This is a genomic window from Neobacillus sp. C211, assembly GCF_051842875.1.
GTDB lineage: Bacteria > Bacillota > Bacilli > Bacillales > Cytobacillaceae > Neobacillus.
The window spans coordinates 100,598-124,754 of the sequence record NZ_JBPXRO010000009.1 but is presented as its reverse complement, the minus strand read 5'-3'; the positions used below and the strand labels follow the sequence as shown (position 1 = coordinate 124,754).

Below are 24,157 nucleotides of genomic sequence, written 5' to 3'. Positions count from 1 at the left end.
AAAAGGCTATGTTAAGAGTGCTCACTATGTTGATTGGAGTGGAAGGCGCGAAGACTCCTGCGGGAGGACGGGACCGGGGAGACCCCACAGGCGCTTAGCGCCGAGGAGGCGGTTCGTACCCGCGGAAAGCGAAGCGCCTGGAACGGAAATCAACAGCCAAGTTTAACGGAGCCTTTTATAAAAAAGGGGGAGAACTATGGGAAATTATCAGCCGGAGCATCATATTCGCTTTGTCACGGCTTCGAGTCTGTTTGACGGTCATGATGCTTCCATCAATATTATGAGGCGTATTCTTCAGGCAAGCGGGGCCGAGGTCATTCATCTTGGCCATAATCGCTCGGTTGAGGAGGTTGTGAACGCGGCGATTCAGGAGGATGTGCAGGGGATTGCGATTTCTTCGTATCAAGGCGGGCATGTTGAATACTTTAAATATATGTACGATTTGCTGAAGGAAAAAGGGGCGCCGAACATCCGCATTTATGGCGGCGGCGGCGGTGTGATTATCCCTCGGGAAATAAATGAGCTGCATGAGTACGGGATTGCGTGGATTTTTTCACCGGAAGATGGCCGGAAGTTAGGGCTTCAAGGGATGATTGACCGGATGCTGAAGGAGTGCGATTTTGCGACGGTTCCGCTGGATGCGGCTGAACAAATGGAGAAGCTTCCGACGGGTGATGTGAATGCAGTGGCGAAGTTGATTACCTTGGCAGAGCTTCATGTTGATAAACGGAACGAGGCGGCGGCAACGGTTGAGCAGGTTCTTGACCAAGTAAAGTCACTGGAGAAGCGGATTCCAGTTGTTGGGATCACGGGTACAGGCGGTGCCGGAAAAAGTTCCTTGACCGATGAATTGATCCGCCGCTTTATTAATGAATTGCCGGATAAAAAGGTGGCGATTCTGTCGGTGGATCCAACCAAGCAAAAGACGGGCGGTGCGCTGTTAGGGGACCGGATCCGCATGAATGCGATTTTTTCGCCGAATGTGTATATGCGCAGTCTGGCCACAAGACATTCGAAAAGTGAATTATCACTGGCGATCGGCGATGCGGTTGCCGTCACGAAGGCTGCTGGCTTTGACCTCGTGATTGTCGAAACGAGCGGGATTGGCCAGGGGGATGCGGAAATCACGGAGATTTGCGATGTTTCCTTGTACGTGATGACGAGTGAATTTGGAGCGCCGTCCCAGCTTGAAAAGATTGATATGATTGATTTTGCTGACCTGATTGTCATTAATAAGTTTGAGCGCAAGGGCTCAGAGGATGCAAGGCGTCAGGTGCAAAAGCAGTATCAGCGGAGCCATATGCTTTTTGAAAAAGACATCGATGATATGCCGGTTTATGGAACGATTGCGAGCCAGTTCAATGACCTGGGCACGAATGCATTGTTCGCGGCCTTGATTGAAAAAATTAATGACAAAATGGGCACCGGCTGGGTGACTTCTTTTAGTAAAGATGCCCTTGTGGAGAAGCAAAATGTGATTATTCCAACCGACCGTCGTTATTATTTACGTGAAATATCTGAAACGGTGCGCGGTTATCATAAGAAAGCCGAAGAACAGGCGAATATTGCCCGGAAGTTATTCCAGTTAGAAGGGGCGATCGAAGCGGTAAGCGATACGGCGGTGATTGCTGCTTTAGAAGCGGTGAAGCAAGAAACCGAGGCGCGTCTGACACCAGAGTCACGGAAAATTCTTGATTCGTGGGCACAGACAAAGGCGGCCTATTCTGGCGATAAGTTTGTGACGAGGATACGTGATAAAGAAATTATCACGGTGTTAAAAACGAAAAGCCTTTCAGGGCTCGACATTCCGAAAGTGGTGCTGCCAAGGTATAAGGATTACGGTGAAATTCTGCGCTGGGTCTACCAGGAAAATGTGCCGGGTTCGTTCCCATATACGGCGGGGGTATTCCCGTTCAAGCGTGAGGGGGAAGATCCGAAACGGCAGTTTGCAGGCGAAGGGACACCGGAGCGGACGAATCGCCGCTTCCATTATTTATCGAAGGATGATGAGGCGAAACGGTTAAGTACCGCGTTTGACTCCGTGACATTGTACGGTGAAGACCCGGATTACCGCCCGGATATTTTCGGGAAAATCGGGGAGAGCGGCGTCAGTGTTTGTACTTTAGATGATATGAAAAAGCTATATGATGGCTTTGACCTGTGCCATCCGTCGACATCGGTTTCGATGACGATTAATGGGCCAGCACCGATTATATTAGCGATGTTTATGAATACCGCGATCGACCAGCAGGTGCAGCGGAAGGAAGCGGAACTTGGCCGTGTGTTAACGGTTGAAGAGTTTGCGGAGGTACGGGCCTATACGTTACGGACGGTGCGCGGTACGGTGCAGGCCGATATATTAAAAGAAGATCAGGGCCAAAATACATGTATTTTTTCAACCGAGTTTGCTCTAAGGATGATGGGCGATATTCAGCAATATTTCATCGAACATCTAGTCCGCAATTATTATTCTGTGTCGATTTCGGGCTATCATATTGCGGAAGCCGGTGCCAATCCGATTTCGCAGCTGGCGTTTACATTGTCAAATGGGTTTACGTATGTGGAATACTATTTAAGCCGCGGCATGAATATTGATGATTTTGCCCCGAACTTGTCGTTCTTTTTCTCGAATGGATTGGATCCAGAATATACCGTGATTGGCCGTGTCGCACGACGAATTTGGGCAACGGTGATGCGCAATAAATACGGCGCCAACGAGCGCAGCCAAAAATTAAAGTATCATGTCCAGACTTCTGGCCGTTCGCTCCATGCTCAGGAAATTGACTTTAATGATATCCGGACGACACTGCAGGCATTAATGGCCCTGCAGGATAACTGTAATTCGCTCCATACAAATGCGTATGATGAAGCCATTACGACGCCGACGGAAGAATCAGTACGCCGGGCGATGGCGATTCAGATGATTATTACCAAAGAACATGGTTTAGCGAAAAATGAAAATCCGTTGCAGGGTTCGTTTATTGTCGAGGAGCTGACCGATCTCGTCGAGGAAGCGGTCCTACAAGAGTTTGAGCGTTTGAATGACCGCGGCGGTGTGCTTGGGTCGATGGAAACACAGTATCAGCGCGGTAAAATTCAAGATGAATCGATGTATTATGAAATGATAAAGCATACCGGCGAATTACCGATTATCGGCGTGAATACGTATTTGAACCCGAATCCTCCGTCAGCGGAAGATGTCAATAATATGGAAATAGCGCGCGCATCCTACGAAGAGAAGGAACTGCAGATCGTCAATTTACGCACCTTCCAGGAAAGTCATGCAGATGCTTCAGGAGCAGCGTTGAAGCGCTTAAAAGAGGCCGCCGTCAACAATGGCAATATTTTTGCCGAATTAATGGAAACCGTTAAAGTAGCCAGCCTCGGGCAAATCACGAGAGCCCTGTACGAAGTGGGCGGACAATATCGAAGAAATATGTAAAGTACGGTGTCAGGCACCATGTGAATGTTTCACATGGTGCCTGACACCAATTTTTGTAATAAAACTTATTTTATGAGATATTAATATTTGCGTTAATCTTATATAATCGATTTAGCGTACATATTTCGAGGGTTTTGGGCAGGTGAGCAAATGAAGGTAAGTCATATATTGGTGGTTTTAATTGTTTGTGCCTGGCCATTAAATTATCTCTATCAACGTCAGTTGGGCGCGATTTCGTTCCTGCTGCTAGCAATCTTCTTTCTAGTGATATCTATTAAGGAGATGAGAAAGCAGAAGCAAGCCAAGAAAACGGATAGTGAAAAGGATCATCCGCAAAAATTCAAGTGAAACAACGACTAGCACTAGCATAAACCGGAAGAATTTGTTTATAATGAAGAATATGTATTTTTAAGAGAAAAGTGGAAGCGCCTATTTAGCGAAATACACTAGTCGCTGGAGCTGGACAATTCTCAAGTTTATTATTAATCAAACCTTATTGTTATGTCCGTTAATCACTCATTTAAGAGTGTTAAATAGAGAAAGGAAGTGCCCATATTGAGTTTAGCACAATACTCAAAAGAGGAATTAAAAGAGTTTTCCCTTATGGAAATGGCTTTTGAATTTTTGAAAAATAGTAAGGAGCCGATTGCCTTTAATGATCTATTAAAAGAGATAAGGAAGGCATCTGGGATTACTGAGCAAGAAATTCAATCAAGACTAGCACAATTTTACACCGACATAAATGTAGATGGCCGTTTCCTTTCATTAGGAAGTAACCGCTGGGGACTTCGCGTTTGGTATCCAGTCGATACTGCTGAGGAAGAAGTTGTCACCGTTGTGAAACCTAAGAAGAAAAAGGCGAAGAAGGTTGTCGACGAAGAAGATTTCGATGAAATCGATGAAGTGGAAGAAATTGATGATGATTTTGATGACTTTGATGATGAAGATGATCTCCTGGATGATGAAGATGATCTTGATATCGACGAAGTAGATGAGTTTGACGAAGACGATGATGATGATGATGTGATCGAGGACGAGCTTGAGATTGACTTGGATGAAGAAGATGACCTCGATGATGATCTTGAGGAAGAAGAAGTGTTTGAAGAAGAGGAAGTAGAAGAAGACTAATCGACTTGACATTTTATTCGTGCCCTTGTAGAATCACTTTTGGGCTCCTTAAAAAAGGACGATACGCTATTTACTTATAATACGCTCCCTACCAAGAGTAGGAGAGCGTTTTTTATTGTTCCAAATTTTTTCGGGCGTAAGGAAAATATTTTTTTACAAAAACCCTTAAACAAACTGAATAATGTACAAACTGTATAAGAGGGGGAAATATTTATGACAAAATATATTTTTGTAACTGGTGGTGTGGTTTCATCACTGGGAAAAGGAATTACAGCAGCATCTTTAGGACGCTTATTGAAAAATCGGGGCGTGAATGTAACCATTCAAAAATTCGACCCATACATTAACGTTGACCCTGGAACAATGAGTCCGTACCAGCACGGGGAAGTATTCGTTACCGGTGATGGCGCTGAAACAGATTTGGACTTAGGTCACTATGAGCGTTTTATTGACATCAACTTAAACAAGTACAGCAACGTAACAACAGGAAAAATTTATTCGACGGTTTTACGGAAAGAGCGCCGCGGTGATTATTTGGGTGCAACCGTACAGGTTATTCCGCATATCACCAATGAAATTAAGGAGCGCTGCTTCCGCGCCGGTAAAGAAACGAATGCCGATGTCGTGATTACGGAGATCGGCGGAACGGTAGGCGATATTGAATCACTCCCATTCCTTGAGGCAATTCGCCAAATCAAGAGCGATATCGGCTCGGAAAATGTGATGTACATTCACTGTACGCTGATTCCGTATATTAAAGCAGCGGGTGAAATGAAAACCAAGCCGACCCAGCACAGTGTGAAAGAGCTGCGCAGCCTTGGAATTCAGCCAAACATTATTGTCGTGCGGACGGAAATGCCAGTTTCACAGGATATGAAGGATAAAATTGCCTTGTTCTGTGATATTGATGCAAAAGCTGTAATCGAATGTCGCGATGCCGATACACTTTATTCGATTCCACTAGCGCTTCAAGATCAAAATATGGACCAAATCGTCTGCGATCATTTGAAATTAGTTACGAACGAAGCGGATATGACGGAGTGGAAAGCACTCGTTGACCGCGTCATCAACCTTTCGAATAAGACGCGCATTGGTCTTGTCGGAAAATATGTGGAGCTTCAGGATGCTTATATTTCTGTCGTTGAAGCGATGAAACATGCGGGTTATGCGTTTGATACCGATGTTGAAATTAAATGGATTAATGCCGAAGAGGTTACACGTGAAAATGTGGCTGAGTTATTGAATGATGTCGACGGTGTCCTTGTTCCGGGCGGCTTTGGTGACCGCGGGATTGAAGGGAAAATTGAAGCGACACGCTATGCTCGTGAACAGAAGAAGCCATTCCTTGGTATTTGTTTAGGAATGCAGCTGGCAACGATTGAATTTGCCCGCAATGTGCTTGGACTTCAAGGTGCGCATTCTGCAGAATTTGATGCGGATACAGCTCATCCGATTATCGATTTGCTTCCAGAGCAGAAGGATGTTGAGGATTTAGGCGGCACGTTGCGTTTAGGTCTTTATCCTGCGCGTATTGTTGAGGGCTCGAAGGCGTTTGAAGCGTATGACGAAGAGGTTATTTATGAGCGCCACCGCCATCGTTACGAGTTTAACAATCATTATCGTCAAGACATGGAAGCTCGCGGCTTTGTGTTCTCTGGGACTAGCCCGGACGGCCGTTTAGTGGAGATTGTCGAATTGAAGGACCATCCGTGGTTTGTAGCTTCGCAGTTCCATCCGGAATTCGTCTCTAGACCAACACGTCCGCAGCCCTTGTTCCGTGACTTTATTAAAGCAACGATTCAAAAATAAGTTATGTGGTCAGGACCAGTTTAGTTTGCTGGTCCTGTTTTTTTATCTTTGGGTTTTTATAAAAAGGGTATTTGTGTCAGGTTATAAAAAGGTGATTTTTATAAAAGGTAACTTGCAGTGAAATATATATAGGGGATTTTTGTAAAAGTGGTATTAACATCATGCAAGTAATTTCCATTTATTGTCTAATTACACAAAACTACTTCAAAATGGCACAAAACCTTTTGAAAATGGCACAAAAGCATGCCAAAAAAGCACAAAACCACCCCAAAATGGCACAAAAGCCCAAAGTCTATAATTTTGACCTCTTAACCCCCCGGGAAATAATCAAAGGCAATAAAAAAACAGGGTTATTCACCCCGTTTTACTCCTCATATTCCGCTAAAATCTCCTCAATCGTAAATTTCAAGCCGAAATAAACGAATAATGCTGCCATTGATGATGGATAGCCATAGCGATTTCCAAAATCATCGGGGAGGAGACCTTTCGTCAGCCGCAAATCGATATGGAGATCGGCCAACTCTTGCAATTTTCCACCCTCCGGTACAGCCGTGGAAACAGCCACAAAAGGTATCATCTTTTCCTGAAGTTGAGCGGCCACCTCCATAGCGTCTTCATCACTTGAATACCGCGAGAAAATCAGCACCCGATCAGAGTCAGTTAGCGCTCCCGCGTTCTCAAACACCTTTGCGCCCTTCAATGGTTCGGCACCCTCTAAAGCTTCAAACTCAACCGCCTTCATTTCCTTCGTGGCAAAAATATATATCGGCCCTTGCGCAAGCAAGCGGGCACCATCTTCAAAGGAATATTCCTCTTTTTCCTCAATCCGCTTCAATAGACCGGTTAATTGAGTAGTAAACATTTTTAACATAAAAACCCTCCTATTCACCCTCTTATTATAAGCATTTTTATGCCACTGCAAAAATAAAAGAAAAATATCAAAATTTCTGCAGGAGAATTTATCTTTCAGCGAGAAATATAACAAGTGAGAGATATAGGGGATAATAAAAAAGCAATTTAAAAATAAGGAAGAGGTGGAGTTATGAAAGAGAAAATTTTAATTGTTGATGATCAGTTTGGCATTCGAATCCTGCTAAATGAAGTGTTTCAAAAAGAAGGGTATCAGACCTTTCAGGCTGCCAATGGCATTCAGGCCCTTGAAATTGTAACAAAGCATGACCCCGACCTTGTCCTATTGGATATGAAAATTCCTGGAATGGACGGAATCGAGATTTTAAAAAGAATGAAGGTAATCGATCCTGACATTCGCGTCATTATCATGACAGCTTATGGCGAGCTGGATATGATTCAAGAAGCGAAGGACCTTGGAGCAATTACTCATTTTGCCAAGCCTTTTGACATTGATGATATTCGTGCAGCCGTTCGAAAACACATCCCTCAAAAGATGAATTAACGTCATTTTTGTATAAAAAACATAAGAACTGTGGGAATAGTTAAATGGGCGCGCTTTCATTATGAAAGTTTATAAAACTCTGTCTTTTTAATGGCATTTCGAACCTTGGTTTGATATGATACATATGAACTTTTTACTGTTTGGTTATCTTTTTCAAGTAATACATAATCCGTAAAATTGAGGGAAAACCTTAATATGGAAGGCTCATTTTTGAAAAAGATAGCGACCTAAACTAAGGAGGAAGAGAAATGCCATTAGTTTCAATGAAAGAAATGCTCATCAAAGCAAAAGCAGAAGGATATGCGGTTGGGCAATTTAACTTAAATAACCTAGAATTTACACAAGCCATTCTTCAAGCTGCACAAGCTGAAAATTCACCAGTTATCCTTGGGGTATCTGAAGGTGCTGCCCGTTATATGTCCGGCTTCAAAACCGTTGTAAAAATGGTTGAAGGCTTAATGGAAGACTTGAAAGTGACAGTACCAGTGGCCATTCACCTTGACCACGGTTCAAGCTTTGAAAAATGTAAAGAAGCGATTGATGCAGGCTTCACATCTGTTATGATCGATGCTTCTCACCACCCATTTGAAGAAAATATCGAAATTACTTCTAAAGTAGTTGACTATGCTCATTCAAAAGGTGTTTCTGTTGAAGCGGAACTAGGAACTGTTGGCGGCCAAGAAGACGATGTTATCGCTGAAGGCGTCATTTATGCAGATCCAAAAGAATGTGAAGAACTTGTAAAACGCACAGGTATCGACTGCCTTGCACCTGCATTAGGTTCTGTTCACGGTCCATACAAAGGCGAACCAAACCTTGGTTTTGCTGAGATGGAAGAAATCGGCAAGATTACTGGTCTTCCATTAGTCCTTCACGGCGGAACTGGTATCCCATTAAAGGATATCCAAAAATCTGTTTCACTTGGAACAGCCAAAATCAACGTGAACACAGAAAATCAAATCGCATCTGCAAAAGCTGTTCGTGAATCATTAGCTGCTAAACCTGAAGAATACGATCCACGTAAATATTTAGGACCAGCTCGTGATGCCATCAAAGCAACCGTTATTGGCAAAATTCGTGAATTCGGTTCTTCAGGCAAAGCGTAAGACAATTCTAAAAAACAGGAACAATGTCGTTTTTATATTTGTTCCAATTATGATAAAATGAAACCGTCCTTACCAAAGGGCGGTTTCAGTCTGTAAAGAAAACTGAAAATTGAATCAGAAATCATTGCAGCCTCCATTCGTAATCCAGTTCACGTGACAGAAGCCGCGTTAAGAGGCGCTCATATTGCAACTCTTCCATACAAAGTATTAATGGGATTATTCCATCATCCATAATAAGGGCATTGAAGGCTTCCTAACAGACTGGAAAGCTCGTACAGAGGCATAAATTTCCAGTTTTATGAAAAAAATTTTCATTACCATACATGAAAATAGAATTTTGGTGTAAACTAAAGGATAGACAAACTGTCGGATTTTGACTTTTTATGATGGAAAAATATACCTAGAGCCTCATTCAGTAATAAGCGGATGCGTACCGATTGACTTACAAGGGCTTAGAAGGGAGTCGAAAATGGAAAAACTTAAAATTGCGGGTGGTTATCCGTTAAAGGGAACTGTACGGATCAGCGGGGCAAAAAACAGTGCCGTCGCGTTAATTCCTGCAACAATTTTAGCGGAATCACCAGTGACAATTGAGGGATTGCCGGACATTTCAGATGTTGAAATCTTGAAGGATCTTCTTGAAGAAATCGGCGGAAATGTTCAGCTCTCTGACAACGATATGACGGTCGACCCATCTACGATGATTTCCATGCCCCTGCCAAACGGGAAAGTAAAAAAGCTCCGTGCTTCTTATTACTTAATGGGTGCGATGCTCGGCCGGTTTAAAAAGGCGGTAATTGGCTTACCTGGCGGCTGCCATTTAGGACCAAGACCGATTGATCAGCATATTAAAGGTTTCGAAGCACTTGGGGCCCAAATCACCAATGAACAAGGGGCGATTTATTTACGGGCGGACGAGCTTCGCGGCGCACGGATTTATCTCGACGTCGTCAGTGTGGGAGCAACGATTAATATCATGTTGGCGGCTGTTCGGGCCAAAGGCCGGACAGTGATTGAAAATGCGGCGAAAGAGCCAGAAATCATTGATGTGGCGACGCTGCTAACAAGTATGGGTGCGAAAATTAAAGGCGCAGGAACCGACGTGATCCGTATCGATGGTGTGGAATCACTCCATGGCTGCCGCCACACCATTATTCCGGACCGAATTGAAGCTGGCACGTATATGATTTTAGGCGCAGCAGTAGGCGAAGGCGTGTTAATCGATAACGTCATCCCGCAGCATTTAGAATCATTAATTGCCAAACTGCGCGAAATGGGTGTTCGTGTCGAATCCGGCGATGATCAAGTGTTTGTTGACGGGTCAACAAAATTAAAGGCTGTCGACATTAAAACGCTTGTTTATCCTGGGTTTCCGACCGATTTACAGCAACCGTTTACAACACTCCTGACAAAAGCTGCCGGCTCAAGTGTTGTGACAGACACGATTTACGGTGCCCGCTTTAAACATATCGATGAACTAAGAAGAATGAACGCCAATATCAAGGTGGAAGGACGCTCCGCCATCATAAATGGCCCGATTCAGCTTCAAGGTGCCAAAGTGAAGGCAAGCGACCTCAGGGCAGGAGCCGCTCTTGTCATTGCCGGTTTGATTGCCGAAGGAATTACTGAAGTAACCGGTCTTGAACATATCGACCGCGGTTATAGTGACCTTGTCGGAAAACTAAACGGACTCGGTGCAACCATTTGGCGGGAAGCGTTAACAAAAGAAGAAGTAGAACAGATGAAGAACACATAGAAAAGCGGAAGCGCCTTGCCCAGGGGCGACAGGCATAAGACGAGCCGGCATGAAGGTTGCTTTTTGACCTTCAGGACGGATTGGCTTATGACCCCGAGCCCCTAAGCGCTGGAGCTAGACACATAGAAAAGCGGAAGCGCCTTGCCCAGGGGCGACAGGCATAAGACGAGCCGGCATGAAGGTTGCTTTTTGACCTTCAGGACGGATTGGCTTATGACCCCGAGCCCCTAGGCGCTGGAGCTAGACACATAGAAAAGCGGAAGCTCGGGTTCAGCGGCGACATTAGCCGCAGAGCGCTGTAGCCTAGACAGAAAGCAAAGTTCGGGAGATAAACAAAAGACATAGGGGAGATGGAGACCGATGGAAAGAAGTTTAACGATGGAGCTTGTCCGTGTCACAGAAGCAGCAGCACTAGCTTCAGCCCGTTGGATGGGCCGTGGGAAAAAAGATGAGGCCGATGGTGCAGCTACTTCTGCCATGCGCGATGTGTTTGACACCGTGCCAATGAAAGGTACAGTTGTCATTGGTGAAGGGGAAATGGATGAAGCACCAATGCTTTATATTGGTGAAAAACTTGGGACAGGCTACGGACCACGCGTCGATGTTGCCGTTGACCCGCTCGAAGGTACCAATATTTTAGCATCAGGCGGCTGGAATGCTTTAGCAGTTCTTGCGATTGCTGACCATGGCAACCTTCTTCATGCTCCTGATATGTACATGGAAAAAATCGCGGTTGGACCCGAAGCAGTCGGACATATTGATATCAATGCGTCTGTTCTAGATAACTTAAAGGCCGTTGCCAAAGCGAAAAATAAAGATATCGAGGATGTCGTGGCGACTGTTTTAAATCGTGAGCGCCATGAGCATATCATTGCCCAGCTTCGTGAAGCAGGGGCAAGAATCAAGTTAATTAATGATGGTGACGTGGCAGGTGCCATTAATACGGCATTCGACAATACCGGTGTTGATATTCTCTTTGGTTCTGGCGGTGCTCCTGAAGGTGTTCTGTCTGCTGTTGCCTTAAAATGTCTTGGCGGCGAAATCATCGGTAAACTATTGCCGCAAAATGATGCGGAGCTTGAGCGCTGCATCAAGATGGGCCTCGATGTCAATCGCGTCCTGCGGATGGAGGACCTGGTCAAAGGCGATGACGCTATTTTTGCTGCGACAGGGATTACCGACGGAGAATTGCTGCGCGGTGTTCAATTTAAAGGATCCTACGGTTCGACCCACTCAATCGTTATGCGTGCCAAATCAGGCACCGTCCGCTTTGTCGAAGGTCGTCATAGTTTAAAGAAAAAACCTAATTTAGTGATTAAATAGGCGATGCCCCGTGAAGGGTGCCTGACACCAGTGCGTGTCAGGCACCCTTCATGGCATCACCTCTCCTAAATTAAAAAACTCCTATTACACTCGATTAGGAATTTTCAACGAACTCCTTCACAGAAAAAATTCCCAATGAATGAAAATAGAAAATTTAGTTGATTAATTTTTTGCATAGAGGGTAAAATAGTAATTGTTTTTATTCATTTTTCTGCAATTCTATTCATTTCTTACTACTTCTATTTCAATTCCTCAACTCTCTTATTTATTATCTGATTTAAAGAAATGGCTGTGTTAGAGGTCATTGTTGATTTAAAGCCTACGTTGATTGGAGCGGAAGGTGCGAAGACTCCTGCGGGAGGACGGGGCAGGGGAGACCCCACAGGCGCTTTGCGCCGAGGAGGCTCCCCGAACCGCCCGCGCGGCGCTGCGCACCTGGAGCGGAAATCAACGACCAAGTTTAAAGAGCCAAAAAAATAAAAGTGTGGTGCACAAATGGACTTAACAATTTCAAGTTTAGAAAATATGAAGCTGAAGGAGCTTTATGAGCTTGCTCGCGAATATAAAGTGACCTATTACAGCAAATTAACAAAAAAAGAATTAATTTTTGCCATCCTGAAATCTCGTGCGGAACAGCAGGGGTATTTCTTTATGGAAGGCGTCTTGGAAATCATCCAATCAGAAGGATTTGGATTCTTACGACCAATTAACTACTCGCCAAGCTCAGAGGATATCTACATTTCTGCTTCGCAAATCCGCCGCTTCGACCTTCGTAATGGGGATAAAGTTTCCGGTAAAGTACGACCTCCAAAGGAAAACGAGCGTTATTATGGACTATTGCACGTAGAGGCTGTCAACGGGGAAGATCCGGAATCAGCGAAAGAGCGGGTGTACTTCCCGGGCCTCACACCATTATATCCAAACAGACAGATGAAATTAGAAACGACACAAAAACATCTATCGACAAGGATTATGGATGTTGTGGCACCGGTTGGTTTTGGGCAGCGTGGCTTAATCGTCGCTCCGCCAAAGGCTGGTAAAACAATGCTGTTAAAAGAAATTGCGAACAGCATTACAACGAACCACCCTGAAGTGGAATTAATCATGCTGTTAATCGATGAACGTCCGGAAGAAGTGACCGACATCGAGCGTTCGGTTGCCGGTGACGTCGTCAGTTCAACGTTTGACGAAGTACCTGAAAATCATATTAAAGTAGCGGAGTTGGTGCTTGACCGCGCGATGCGTTTAGTTGAGCACAAACGCGATGTCGTGATCCTGATGGATAGTATTACGCGTCTGGCTCGTGCATACAACCTTGTAATTCCGCCAAGCGGAAGAACGCTTTCTGGTGGTATTGACCCAGCAGCCTTCCACCGTCCAAAGCGTTTCTTCGGGGCAGCCCGTAATATCGAAGAGGGCGGCAGTTTGACGATTCTTGCGACGGCTTTAGTCGATACAGGCTCACGGATGGATGACGTGATTTATGAGGAATTTAAAGGGACAGGTAATATGGAACTGCACCTTGACCGTCAGCTGGCTGAACGCCGTATTTTCCCTGCGCTTGATATCCGTCGTTCGGGAACTCGTAAGGAAGAGCTGTTGATTCCGAAGGATCATTTGGATAAATTATGGGCGATCAGAAAATCGATGTCAGATTCGCCAGATTTTGCGGAACGCTTCTTGAAAAAATTAAGACAAACTAAATCGAATGAGGAATTCTTCGCACAACTAGGGGAAGAGCTGAAATCTAGACGTTCGTAGTCGATGCGGTGAAGCGGTCAAATTAAGCCGGTCCTTGTCAATTAGGTATCGGACAACCCTGGTAAAGGGGGCATGATGGGTTCCTTTTTAAAAAAAGAAACCAATAAATCCCAACTTGCCAAAGATGGCTTTGCTTGTTATAATGGGTGCAGTGTGTTTTTAGTATTTCAGTGCTTGTTTTTACAAGTGCTTTATATAACTCTGTTTCGAATGATTCAGGGCGGAAGGAGATGAAAAGAATGAAAGCAGGAATTCATCCAAATTATAAAATGGTACAGGTGACTTGTGCATGCGGAAACACTTTTGAAACTGGTTCAGTGAAGAAAGAAATTCGCGTTGAAACTTGTTCAGAATGTCATCCATTCTATACTGGTCGTCAAAAATTCGCCGAAGCTGGCGGACGTGTTGACCGTTTCAACAAGAAATACGGCATCAAGAGCCAACAGCAACAATAATTGTAAAAAGTACAGGCAAGCAGCAATTTACTTGCCTGTTTTTTATTTTAATAAAATTCAAATAATTGATAGATATTTAAGGATTTGCTTGGAAGGAGACGCCGTTTTATGTATTTAATGAAGCAAAGCGGATGGGTTGAGGTTATCTGTGGCAGTATGTTTTCTGGGAAATCGGAGGAATTGATTCGCCGCGTTAGACGTGCTCAGTTCGCCAAACAAAAGATAGCTGTTTTTAAGCCGAAAATTGATAATCGCTATCACGATCAATCTGTCGTTTCTCATAATGGATCTTCTTTTGATGCGAAACCAATTACTCATTCGATTGAGATTCTTCACCATGTGGAAGCGGATATGGATATTATTGCCATTGATGAGGTTCAGTTTTTTGATGAGGGGATTCTCAGGGTTGTTCAGCAGCTGGCTGACAGAGGCCATCGGGTGGTTTGTGCGGGTCTTGATATGGATTTCCGCGGTGAGCCGTTCGGGCAGATGCCTGCGTTGATGGCGATTGCTGAGTCGGTGACGAAGCTGCAAGCGGTCTGTTCTGTTTGTGGTTCGCCTTCAAGCCGGACGCAGCGTCTGATTGATGGACGTCCAGCCTCTTACCATGACCCAGTGATTTTAGTGGGTGCCTCCGAAGCGTACGAGCCCCGCTGCCGTCATCATCACGAAGTCCCAAAAACGGCGTCCTATACCGTTCATGCATAGAGCAAAAAGGTACAAATGAATGTCAGGGTTGGTTGAGTTTACATAATTAGTGCCTGACACCATTGGAAAAACTGTCTGAGAAGGGATTCTCAGGCAGTTTTTTTGTTTGATTAGGGGGAAATTTGCGGTTTGGCGGAATGTTTGGGTAGTTCGGCGGAATAAACTTTGAGTTCGGCGGAATTCCGGGGAGTCTGGCGGAATCACTTTGGAAGTTGGCGGAATCCGACCCAGTTTTAGCGGAATTACTTGTGCGACCGCAAATTCCGCCCCCCGGACTTGGAAAGAATTCACTCGACCTATTGCGGCGTGACCGGGCATGATATTAATGGGAGGTGTAAGATGCAAAAATTTATGTTGTTTCTCTCATTAAGTATGTTGTTTTTAGTAAGCGGCTGTGACGGAAATCGGGGTGGGAATCATGGGAATGAAGAGGCGTATGACCTACGGAGTGACCAATCAAAACCCAATTATATATCCAATCGTGGCAATGACCGCAACACGCCGACAAATATATCGGATCGGGGCAAGAATAAGCAGCATATGGTTGAAGATGATATCACCAATCAAAATCCGAACTTCCTTGACCTGAAGGGGACAGGAAGCGGCAGCGAAGCTGGTGCGAATAATCAAGGCAACGATATCCAGAAGGCCAAGCAGGTTATCGCGGATTCCGATGAGTTTACGGCCGATTCCATCTGGATTAACGGCGACCGGATGTGGGTATCTGTTTATAAAAAAGGAATGCAGTCTGAGCGGGGAAAAATTAATGCCGAAGCACGACTCCATAAGAAACTAATCCAGGCCTTGCCGCGTTATAAAATGGAAGTACGTGTCAAAGAAGATCGAAGGTAGCATGCTCTGATTATCAGGGCATGTTTTTTCTATGGCTGTAGCTTGAGTTCCTTTTAAAAAAAGGATTTTGACCTGAAAAATCACCCCGCGAAAAAATTTCCCCTTAATTTGGTTTTGACGGTTGTTTTCACCTATACTATAATTAGAATGTTATGGACAAAAAATTGAGGTGAATAGACCGTGTTTGATCGTCTTCAATCGGTGGAAGATCGTTATGATAAGTTGAATGAACTTTTGAGCGACCCACAAATTATTAATGATTCAAAGAAACTTCGTGAATATTCAAAAGAACAATCTGATATACAAGAAACTGTACTAACGTATCGTGAATATAAAGAGGCGCGCGAACAGCTTCAGGATGCCAAGGCGATGCTTGATGAGAAGCTGGATGCGGATATGCGTGAAATGGTGAAGGAAGAAGTTAATGAGCTGGAAGCGCAAATCGTTGAGTTAGAAGCTAAGATGAAACTATTGTTGATTCCAAAGGATCCGAATGATGACAAGAACGTTATCTTTGAAATCCGCGGAGCAGCGGGCGGAGACGAAGCGGCCTTGTTTGCTGGGAATTTATATCGCATGTACAGCCGTTATGCGGAAGCGCAGGGCTGGAAGACGGAATTGATTGATGCGAACCCGACTGGTCTTGGCGGTTATAAGGAAATTAGTTTTATGATTAACGGCCAGGGTGCTTATTCGAAGTTGAAGTATGAGAACGGCGCACACCGTGTGCAGCGTGTTCCGGAGACGGAGTCAAGCGGCCGGATTCATACGTCGACGGCGACGGTTGTCTGTTTGCCGGAAGCGGAAGAATTAGAAGTGGAAATCAACGATAAAGATATCCGTTTTGATGCGTTTGCGTCAAGTGGGGCCGGCGGACAGTCCGTTAACACGACGATGTCAGCGGTTCGGTTAACGCATATTCCAACTGGGATCGTTGTTTCGATTCAGGATGAGAAATCGCAGCACAAGAATAAAGATAAAGCGATGAAGGTTTTACGGGCACGAATTTATGATAAGTATCAACAGGAAGCGCAGGCGGAGTATGATTCTGTCCGTAAATCTGCGGTTGGTACGGGGGACCGTTCGGAGCGGATTCGTACGTATAACTTCCCGCAAAACCGGGTGACGGACCACCGCATCGGCTTGACGATTCAAAAGCTCGATCAAATTTTAGAGGGCAAGCTCGATGATGTCATCGATGCGTTGATTATGGATGATCAAGCGCGCAGGCTGGAAAGTGCCTCTAATGAGTAAAAAAGTCTATGAAGCTCTCCAATGGGCTTCTTCTTTTTTAGTTTCAGCGCGTCGTGATGAGAATGCCGGGGAGCTGTTACTTCGCCATTTCACCGGAATGTCGCGGGCGCAGTTGTTTGCGAATATGCGTGATGAGTTAGCGCCGGGCGTGTGGGAAGTCTTTGAAAAAGCGGTTGGTGAACACGTGAAGGGTGTGCCGGTCCAATATATCATCGGCACGGAGGAGTTTTACGGGCGCCCGTTTATCGTCAATGAAGAGGTGCTGATCCCGAGGCCGGAAACGGAAGAACTTGTCTACGGTGCACTTCAACGGATCAAGCGGCTGTTCAGTGGAGAGCAGGTTATCAGGTTAGCGGATATCGGGACCGGGAGCGGCGCCATCGCAATTACCATGAAGCTGGAAGAAGCGGAACTTAGGGTGTCAGGCACCAATAGTACCATCAAGCTAGGGGAAATGGTGTCAGGCACCAATTCTCCTATCAAGCCAGTGTTATTGGTGTCAGGCACTGATATTGCGGAGGCTTCGCTGGCTGTGGCGCGGGAGAATGCGGCCCGGCTTGGGGCTGAGGTGGAGTTTGTTCAGGGGGATTTGCTTGGCCCATTTATCGAGAACGGGGCTCGGTTTGATGTGATCCTCTCGAATCCGCCGTATATTCCGGTCGGTGATATGACGGCGATGTCGGAGGTTGTGACGGAGCATGAGCCGCACCGGGCCTTGTTTGCGGGGGCGGAAGGCTTGGATTTTTACCGCCGCTTTATGGTCGAGCTGCCGCAGGTACTGGAGAAGCGCGCACTGGTTGGATTTGAAATTGGGGCTGGTCAGGGCGAAGCGGTAGCGGAGCTTTTTCAAAAAGCGTTTGCCAATGCAAAGGTAGAGATCGTGAATGATTTGAATGGCAAGGACCGGATGGTGTTTGCGGAGATCGGCTTCGGGGCTTAGGTTCCATTGATGTGGTGAATACTATAATGAAAACTATAAAAAAGCTCAGAGTATGTTGGCTCTGAGCTTTTTTATAGTTCAATTAGATAGGATGTCATTTCTTTTATTTTGGAGTTATTACGGGAACTGGCAAATTGGTATACGTTACAAAATGCATATTTCTTTTTGTTTTCTACGATTTGGGTACCGTTAACTGAGCCGTGATAGCCGTGGGTGATAATAGTGTTAATCTGCAGTTCGGTTACTTTATTATTTTGGTTTTGTTTGAGGATTTCGATCACTTTTTCTTTTCCTTGGATCTGATGTTGACCGATGATATTCCAGTGAAAATCGTCGGGGCAAATTACTTTTAGGTCCACGTATTCAGATTTTGAATGATCCATTTTTTACACTCCATTTTCAGTAGATTAATTTTTAATTCGATAATGAAACCAATAGGGGCGATTGGATGCAATTTATAGATTTTAAACGAAAAAGTGATGCCAATAAGCCTGATTGGATGCAATTTCAGCACCTTTTATCTGAAAATAGTGTCCAATGAGCAAATAACCATTCGCAGGACAGACCATCCTCTTATTTAAACATTCATTTAGATTTTACCCTCTTTCACATGCAACCGTAAACTTTGGAAAATATCAAAATTTAATAGTTTAAGATTCTGGCATTTTGTCCAAAATGAAGGTATCGAAGGGACGGTGCTAGAATTGAAAAGTAAAGTGATTGTTTGGGGATATCTTATCGTTTTGTCTTTAGGGACGATGTTGAGTTTATATATGCCGAAGACGGAAGCCGCGTCGAAAGAATCGATTGTGATTCCTGGTGAAGCGATTCGGCTTAGGATTCTTGCGAATAGTGATTTTGAAGAAGATCAGGCCATTAAACGGAAAGTGCGCGATGCGGTGAATGCGCAGATTACCCTGTGGGTTCAGGATTTAACGTCAATGGAAAAAGCAAGAACGGTCATCAAGTCGAAGCTTCCTGAGATTCAAGCGATTTCGGAACAAGTGGTTCGCGACCAAGGGTCTGATCAATCGGTGAAAGTGGAGTTTGGCAAGGTTCAGTTTCCGACGAAATTATATGGTCAATTTTTATATCCTGCCGGAGAATATCAAGCGATTTTGATTACGCTCGGGAGCGGGGAAGGCGCGAACTGGTGGTGTGTGCTTTACCCGCCATTATGCTTCCTTGATTTTTCAAATGGTGTAGCTGTCAGTGATGGCTTTGAAGGAGAGAAAAAGGCGAAGGCAAAAACAGTGAGACCTGCTAAATCGGAGGAAAAGGTTGAAAAGGCAAAAACGGTGGCAACGGTTGAAAAGGTAAAAGAAGGAGTAAGCTCAGTTGAGGATAAGAAAGAGGTTGCGGTCAAGGTAGAAAAAGAGGTTAAGGTTGAAAAAGGGGAAAAAGCCGCAACTGTGGACGAAGAAGAAATGAAGAAGCCGGAGAGGCTGATTGAAAAGGATGCACCGGTGTTCAATGAGATAATGGCTGAGGTTGATGATGAGCCAGTGAAGTTGGCTAAAAAGGATGCGCCCGTGTATACTGCTGATGATGAAAAGCCGGTGGAAGTGAAGTTTTTCGTCGTAGAGATGTGGGAGAAGATGTTTAATTAGACCAGGTCCAGCAATGGGGCTGGTTTTTTGTGTGGAAAAATTCGGCGAGGCTGTGGTCGTTTCTTCAATAAAATTTTACTAGATTCCCAAATCTAGCGGTTCTATTTGTTCTAACTCATCCATATCCATAGAGTAGAATCTTAAAAATGAGGTGGAAGCGATGCAGGCATTGATTCGCAGAGCAAATAAACAAGACTTGGGCAGTTTACGAGCGTTTTTATCCAGAGCCAATCTGGGGACGGATGGACTAACAGATGAAACGATTGACTATTTTTTGCTGCTAGAGAATGAGGAGGGCACCTTAAAGGGTTCGCTTGGCATGGAGGCCTTCACGGAGTTCGGGCTCTTGCGCTCACTCGTTGTGACACCTGGCCAAGCTGAAAAGGAAATCTTCGTTCTTTTTGATCAAATGGTGCAATTAGCGAAAGAAAAAGGGATGAAAGGTTTGTTTTTGGCAACAAATAAGAGCGTGGCCTTACCGTTTTTCGAATTAATGGGCTTCCAAAGAGTGGATCGGGAGGATATACCCAGCGAATTTTATCAATCTGAACATATTCGACACGTTTTAAATGTGGATAACTCTATATTTTTGAAATTTTTACTATAATTGTGGATATATCCACAAAGTTATCCACTTTTTCAAGGAAGTTGTGCACAATTTGTGGATAACGCTTGTATTTATACCCACCTTCTTTTATACTTTCAAACGTATTGAGCTAAAAATATGAGTCTAGGTGACTAAATTCGCCAAATTTCGCTAATAGACTCATTCGAGATAAAGGTGGATAACTATGAACACAAAGGTCTGGAAAGTGGATAAGTATGTGGATAATCTTGAAAATAATCCACAAGTTGTGGATGCAGCGAATTTTTTACGGGATAACGAAGTGGTCGCCCTGCCGACAGAGACGGTTTATGGTCTTGGCGGGAACGCGGAAAGTGATCTGGCGGTTGGGAAGATTTTTGCAGCCAAAGGAAGGCCGAGTGATAATCCACTAATTATCCACATTGCTGAAAAAAAGCAGCTGAGCACGTTTGTAACTGAGGTTCCTGACAAGGCTGAAGTGTTGATGGATGCGTTTTGGCCGGGACCACTGACGATTATTTTTAAAAAGAAGGAAGGCGTCCTAGCGGAAACGGCCACGGCGGGATTGTCGACGGTTGCAGTGAGAATGCCGGACCACCCTGTCGCACTGGCGTTGTTGAAAAGTTGTGGACTGCCGATTGCTGCCCCGAGCGCCAACAGTTCGGGCAAACCAAGTCCAACGAAGGCCCAACATGTCATGGACGATTTAAACGGGAAAATTGCTGGGGTGATCGACGGCGGCGCAACAGGAATTGGTGTGGAATCAACGGTCATCGATTGCACCGAAGCGATTCCGGTTATCTTAAGACCGGGTGGGGTAACGAAGGAGCAGCTTGAGGCTGTGCTCGGTGAAGTACGTGTCGATGCCGCGTTAACAGACGAGGAGGCGCGGCCGAAAGCCCCAGGAATGAAATACCAACACTACGCCCCGAATGCACCGCTATTTATGGTGTCAGGCACCACGAAATTTCTCCAGCGTCTAATAGAAGAAAAACGGATGGAGGGGTTGCGGGTCGGGGTGCTGACAACGGAAGAGCAGGTGGATGTTTATGAAGCGGATGTGGTGCTAGCTTGCGGGAAGCGGGCAGAACTTACGACCGTTGCCGCGGCGCTTTATGATACGCTGCGAAAATTTAATCTAGAAAAGGTCGATGTCATTTACAGTGAGATCTTTCCGAACGAAGGTGTCGGAAATGCAATCATGAACCGCCTTCAGAAAGCCGCTGGAAATAAATTAATCGCTGAATAAACACTAGGTTCTCCGGTAAGGGGGGACCTGGTGTTTTTTTTGGTGTCAGGCACCAATTATTTGTGGCCGCAAACACAATTATGTAACAAATTTTGGAATTAGAAACGTGGAAGAAGCGGTATAATAGACGTATGCGACCAATATTCCAGTTCCTCAACATGACTTCTAAATTAGTTTGGACGTGCATATGCTAGGGTAGTTAGTCCAAGGAGGCGGGGTCCGAATGTCTGAAATGATTGGCGAAATAGTAACTCTTATGTTAATGGCGTTTGCACTAGGGATGGATGCATTTTCAGTCGGACTTGGCATGGGGATGTACAAACTTCGGCTCAAGAAAATTTTTAATATTGGCATCACGATCGGTTTGTTCCATGTATGGATGCCGCTGCTTGGCTTAATTGCTGGGAAATTTTTATCAGATAAATTTGGTACCTTTGCGACCTTTATCGGCGGTTTTCTGCTGATTTTACTCGGTGTGCAAATGGTTTGGTCCACCCTCAAAAAGAGCGATGAGAAGGTTATTTCCCCAATTGGTTTCGGCTTGCTGCTCTTTGCCTTGAGTGTGAGTCTGGATAGTTTTTCCGTAGGGCTTACCTTAGGCATTTATGGTGCGAAGACGATTATGGTTATTTTGTGTTTTGGAATCATGGCAACCATCCAAACATGGGCGGGACTGCTGCTTGGCCGCAAGATGCAGGGCTGGGTCGGGTCATATAGTGAGGCACTTGGAGGAGCTATTTTACTGGCCTTTGGCTTAAAGCTACTCGCGCCCTTCTTTTAACGGGCGGGATCGGCCAACCTTTTCGAATCCCTAACTTAAATATGATAAAATAAATTACATAAGATCTTGTAAGGAGGCAAACACATTGCAGCGCATTTTGTTTGTATGTACAGGAAATACGTGCAGGAGTCCAATGGCAGAAGCGATTTTGAAAAATAAAGCGGTCGACGAGATCGAAGTAAGGTCGGCAGGAATTTATGCTGCGAACGGCAATGAGGCATCGCCACATGCAAAAAGGGTGTTGGAGGACAATGGGATTGTGCACAATCACCGTTCCAGTTTGTTAACGAGTGATGAGGTCGAATGGGCCGACCTCATCCTAACGATGACATCCTCACATAAGTTGGCCATTCTGCAGCAATACCCTCATGAGGGTCAGAAGGTATATACCTTAAAGGAATACAGCGGGGAAGGCTTCAATCATGATGTCGTCGACCCGTACGGCGGACCGCTCGCCATGTACGAAGAAACCTTTCGTGAACTAAATGGATTAATTGATAAAACAATTGGAAAACTAAAGTGACAGATGCTCTCTTTTCGAAGAGGGCTTTTATTTTTTGATTGAAACTTTATATTTTTGTGGCAGTATGTCAAAATTAATCAGGAGAGCAAAGCCCCTTTTCGTGACGGACACTAGTGGCGAGGAGCTGGGGCTAGTCTGTAAAAGATAAATAGAATAGAGGAGGTTTTTCACATGAAAGTGGCACTAGCATCAGACCATGGCGGAGTGAATCTTCGCAAGGAAATTGCGCAATTACTTAACGAACTGGGGATTGAATTTGAGGATTTTGGCTGTGACTGTGAAACATCGGTTGATTATCCAGATTACGCGCTGCCAGTTGCTGAGAAGGTGGCGAGCGGCGAGTTTGACCGCGGGATTCTGATTTGCGGAACGGGAATTGGCATGAGTATTGCTGCTAATAAGGTGAAAGGGATCCGCTGTGCCTTGGTCCATGATACGTTTAGCGCCAAAGCAACGCGGGCTCATAATGATTCAAACATCATAACGATGGGTGAACGTGTCATTGGCCCTGGCCTGGCCCGAGATATAGCTGAAATCTGGCTGACGGGTGAATTTGAAGGCGGCCGTCATGCGAACCGGATAGGAAAAATTGGTGAATACGAGGATAAGCACCTCTAATTTAGCTCGGGCTGGACTGGAAATCTTTTTTAGTGGAGGTCAAGGCGTATGATTCAAACGTGTGAAAAAGAACTGGAAGCGATTTTAACGGAATTCAAAGAGCAGGGTGCGTTAAGACAAGGGCAGCTGTTAGTGGTCGGCTGCAGTACGAGTGAGGTAATTGGGGAGCGAATTGGCACCTCTGGCACGGTTGAAGTGGCGGAAATGATTTATCGCTGTTTGAAAAACCTTCAAGCGGAGACGGGGATCACGCTTGCCTTCCAATGCTGCGAGCATTTAAACCGGGCCTTGGTCGTCGAACGTGCGGTTGCGGAGGAAAGGCGGTTCGATGAAGTTTCGGTTGTCCCTGTCCGAAAAGCAGGCGGGGCGATGGCGACTTACGCGTTTGGAGCGATGAATGACGCGGTTGTAGTGGAGTTCGTGAAGGCGGATGCCGGGATTGACATCGGCAACACACTCATCGGAATGCACTTAAAACATGTCGCCGTTCCAGTCCGCGTGAAGCAAAAAAGCATCGGACAGGCTCATGTAACACTCGCCAAAGTACGCCCGAAACTGATCGGTGGCGCAAGAGCCGTATACGAACGGAATCAGGAAAACACGAGCTGCTCTTAATAAACTTGGGTGTCAGGCACCATCATTAAAGTTTTTTATATTCTGGTAAATTTTGATGCATTAGGCTAAAACACGAATGTTTATGTGATAAAAATTAATTTCGTTCGGAAAATAACGTACTGGCGTATAAAGATGTTCACTTTAGGTATAAAATATAATTAAAAACCGAAAAATGTTTCTCTTTTAATTTAAGGGTGTTTCTGCTAAAATAAAAAAGAATTTTCGAA

General features: G+C 45.0%; 23 protein-coding genes and 1 pseudogene. 22 read left to right on the top strand and 2 right to left on the bottom strand.

Going from position 1 to position 24,157, the window contains the following annotated elements:
* Positions 1-196 precede the first annotated feature (196 nt).
* The 4 genes from icmF to ACSU6B_RS10890 all read left to right on the top strand — a co-directional run bounded on the left by icmF (position 197) and on the right by ACSU6B_RS10890 (position 6,379).
* The gene (gene icmF / locus ACSU6B_RS10905) at positions 197-3,442 is read left to right on the top strand and encodes a fused isobutyryl-CoA mutase/GTPase IcmF (RefSeq protein WP_410885103.1); all 3,246 of its coding nucleotides are present in this window, start codon (positions 197-199) and stop codon (positions 3,440-3,442) included.
* A gap of 150 nt (positions 3,443-3,592) precedes the next feature.
* Positions 3,593-3,790 carry a hypothetical protein gene (locus ACSU6B_RS10900; RefSeq protein WP_410885101.1) on the top strand — a complete coding sequence of 66 codons (198 nt, stop codon included), beginning with the start codon at positions 3,593-3,595 and terminating at the stop codon, positions 3,788-3,790.
* A 207-nt stretch (positions 3,791-3,997) separates the two neighbouring features.
* The gene (gene rpoE, locus ACSU6B_RS10895; RefSeq protein WP_410885099.1) at positions 3,998-4,570 is read left to right on the top strand and encodes a DNA-directed RNA polymerase subunit delta; all 573 of its coding nucleotides are present in this window, start codon (positions 3,998-4,000) and stop codon (positions 4,568-4,570) included.
* 213 nt (positions 4,571-4,783) lie between these two features.
* Positions 4,784-6,379: a CTP synthase gene (locus ACSU6B_RS10890; RefSeq protein ID WP_410885097.1), complete on the top strand. Its 1,596-nt coding sequence runs from the start codon at positions 4,784-4,786 to the stop codon at positions 6,377-6,379.
* A gap of 364 nt (positions 6,380-6,743) precedes the next feature.
* Here ACSU6B_RS10890 and ACSU6B_RS10885 read toward each other — a convergent pair whose 3' ends face one another.
* Positions 6,744-7,250, bottom strand: a complete 507-nt coding sequence (locus ACSU6B_RS10885; RefSeq protein WP_410885094.1) for a DUF2529 domain-containing protein — start codon at positions 7,248-7,250, stop codon at positions 6,744-6,746.
* A gap of 171 nt (positions 7,251-7,421) precedes the next feature.
* Here ACSU6B_RS10885 and ACSU6B_RS10880 point away from each other — a divergent pair, with 171 nt between their 5' ends.
* From ACSU6B_RS10880 to prmC, 11 genes and pseudogenes are all read left to right on the top strand, one after another.
* The gene (locus ACSU6B_RS10880; RefSeq protein WP_066248710.1) at positions 7,422-7,793 is read left to right on the top strand and encodes a response regulator; all 372 of its coding nucleotides are present in this window, start codon (positions 7,422-7,424) and stop codon (positions 7,791-7,793) included.
* Positions 7,794-8,041: 248 nt separating this feature from the next.
* A complete protein-coding gene (locus ACSU6B_RS10875) occupies positions 8,042-8,899 on the top strand; it encodes a class II fructose-bisphosphate aldolase (protein ID WP_215010745.1) in 858 nt (285 codons plus the stop codon).
* Between the two features lie 108 nt (positions 8,900-9,007).
* Positions 9,008-9,185 (top strand): annotated as a pseudogene (locus tag ACSU6B_RS10870) (fructose-6-phosphate aldolase); the annotation flags it as partial.
* A gap of 183 nt (positions 9,186-9,368) precedes the next feature.
* On the top strand, positions 9,369-10,655 hold the full coding sequence (locus ACSU6B_RS10865) for a UDP-N-acetylglucosamine 1-carboxyvinyltransferase (RefSeq protein WP_168241299.1): 1,287 nt from the start codon (positions 9,369-9,371) through the stop codon (positions 10,653-10,655).
* Between the two features lie 360 nt (positions 10,656-11,015).
* On the top strand, positions 11,016-11,978 hold the full coding sequence (gene glpX, locus ACSU6B_RS10860) for a class II fructose-bisphosphatase (RefSeq protein ID WP_088090225.1): 963 nt from the start codon (positions 11,016-11,018) through the stop codon (positions 11,976-11,978).
* 495 nt (positions 11,979-12,473) lie between these two features.
* Positions 12,474-13,739, top strand: a complete 1,266-nt coding sequence (gene rho / locus ACSU6B_RS10855) for a transcription termination factor Rho (protein WP_088090224.1) — start codon at positions 12,474-12,476, stop codon at positions 13,737-13,739.
* Between the two features lie 239 nt (positions 13,740-13,978).
* Positions 13,979-14,194 carry a 50S ribosomal protein L31 gene (gene rpmE, locus ACSU6B_RS10850; RefSeq protein WP_088090223.1) on the top strand — a complete coding sequence of 72 codons (216 nt, stop codon included), beginning with the start codon at positions 13,979-13,981 and terminating at the stop codon, positions 14,192-14,194.
* A 108-nt stretch (positions 14,195-14,302) separates the two neighbouring features.
* Positions 14,303-14,902 carry a thymidine kinase gene (locus tag ACSU6B_RS10845; protein WP_214999330.1) on the top strand — a complete coding sequence of 200 codons (600 nt, stop codon included), beginning with the start codon at positions 14,303-14,305 and terminating at the stop codon, positions 14,900-14,902.
* A gap of 339 nt (positions 14,903-15,241) precedes the next feature.
* Positions 15,242-15,754: a hypothetical protein gene (locus ACSU6B_RS10840; RefSeq protein ID WP_214999264.1), complete on the top strand. Its 513-nt coding sequence runs from the start codon at positions 15,242-15,244 to the stop codon at positions 15,752-15,754.
* A gap of 180 nt (positions 15,755-15,934) precedes the next feature.
* Positions 15,935-17,008 (top strand): peptide chain release factor 1, encoded by a 1,074-nt coding sequence (gene prfA, locus ACSU6B_RS10835; protein ID WP_168241296.1) that lies wholly within the window; start codon positions 15,935-15,937, stop codon positions 17,006-17,008.
* Entirely contained in the window at positions 17,001-17,948 is a 948-nt protein-coding gene (gene prmC, locus ACSU6B_RS10830; protein ID WP_410885090.1) for a peptide chain release factor N(5)-glutamine methyltransferase, read from the top strand. Before prfA ends, prmC begins: the two co-directional genes overlap by 8 nt.
* A 71-nt stretch (positions 17,949-18,019) precedes the next feature.
* On the opposite strand, the gene ACSU6B_RS10825 is transcribed toward prmC, so the two are convergent.
* Positions 18,020-18,331, bottom strand: coding sequence for a hypothetical protein (locus ACSU6B_RS10825; protein WP_410885088.1), 312 nt, complete (start codon positions 18,329-18,331; stop codon positions 18,020-18,022).
* A gap of 321 nt (positions 18,332-18,652) precedes the next feature.
* Here ACSU6B_RS10825 and spoIIR point away from each other — a divergent pair, with 321 nt between their 5' ends.
* From spoIIR to ACSU6B_RS10790, 7 genes are all read left to right on the top strand, one after another.
* On the top strand, positions 18,653-19,558 hold the full coding sequence (spoIIR, locus tag ACSU6B_RS10820; protein WP_410885086.1) for a stage II sporulation protein R: 906 nt from the start codon (positions 18,653-18,655) through the stop codon (positions 19,556-19,558).
* A gap of 160 nt (positions 19,559-19,718) precedes the next feature.
* On the top strand, positions 19,719-20,165 hold the full coding sequence (locus ACSU6B_RS10815; protein ID WP_410885084.1) for a GNAT family N-acetyltransferase: 447 nt from the start codon (positions 19,719-19,721) through the stop codon (positions 20,163-20,165).
* Between the two features lie 184 nt (positions 20,166-20,349).
* Positions 20,350-21,393: an L-threonylcarbamoyladenylate synthase gene (locus tag ACSU6B_RS10810; RefSeq protein ID WP_410885082.1), complete on the top strand. Its 1,044-nt coding sequence runs from the start codon at positions 20,350-20,352 to the stop codon at positions 21,391-21,393.
* 223 nt (positions 21,394-21,616) lie between these two features.
* On the top strand, positions 21,617-22,174 hold the full coding sequence (locus ACSU6B_RS10805; protein ID WP_168241290.1) for a manganese efflux pump MntP: 558 nt from the start codon (positions 21,617-21,619) through the stop codon (positions 22,172-22,174).
* A gap of 85 nt (positions 22,175-22,259) precedes the next feature.
* Entirely contained in the window at positions 22,260-22,697 is a 438-nt protein-coding gene (locus ACSU6B_RS10800) for a low molecular weight protein arginine phosphatase (RefSeq protein ID WP_410885080.1), read from the top strand.
* Positions 22,698-22,868: 171 nt separating this feature from the next.
* Positions 22,869-23,315, top strand: coding sequence for a ribose 5-phosphate isomerase B (rpiB, locus tag ACSU6B_RS10795; RefSeq protein ID WP_088090213.1), 447 nt, complete (start codon positions 22,869-22,871; stop codon positions 23,313-23,315).
* Between the two features lie 48 nt (positions 23,316-23,363).
* The gene (locus ACSU6B_RS10790; RefSeq protein WP_410885078.1) at positions 23,364-23,930 is read left to right on the top strand and encodes a TIGR01440 family protein; all 567 of its coding nucleotides are present in this window, start codon (positions 23,364-23,366) and stop codon (positions 23,928-23,930) included.
* Positions 23,931-24,157 lie beyond the last annotated feature (227 nt).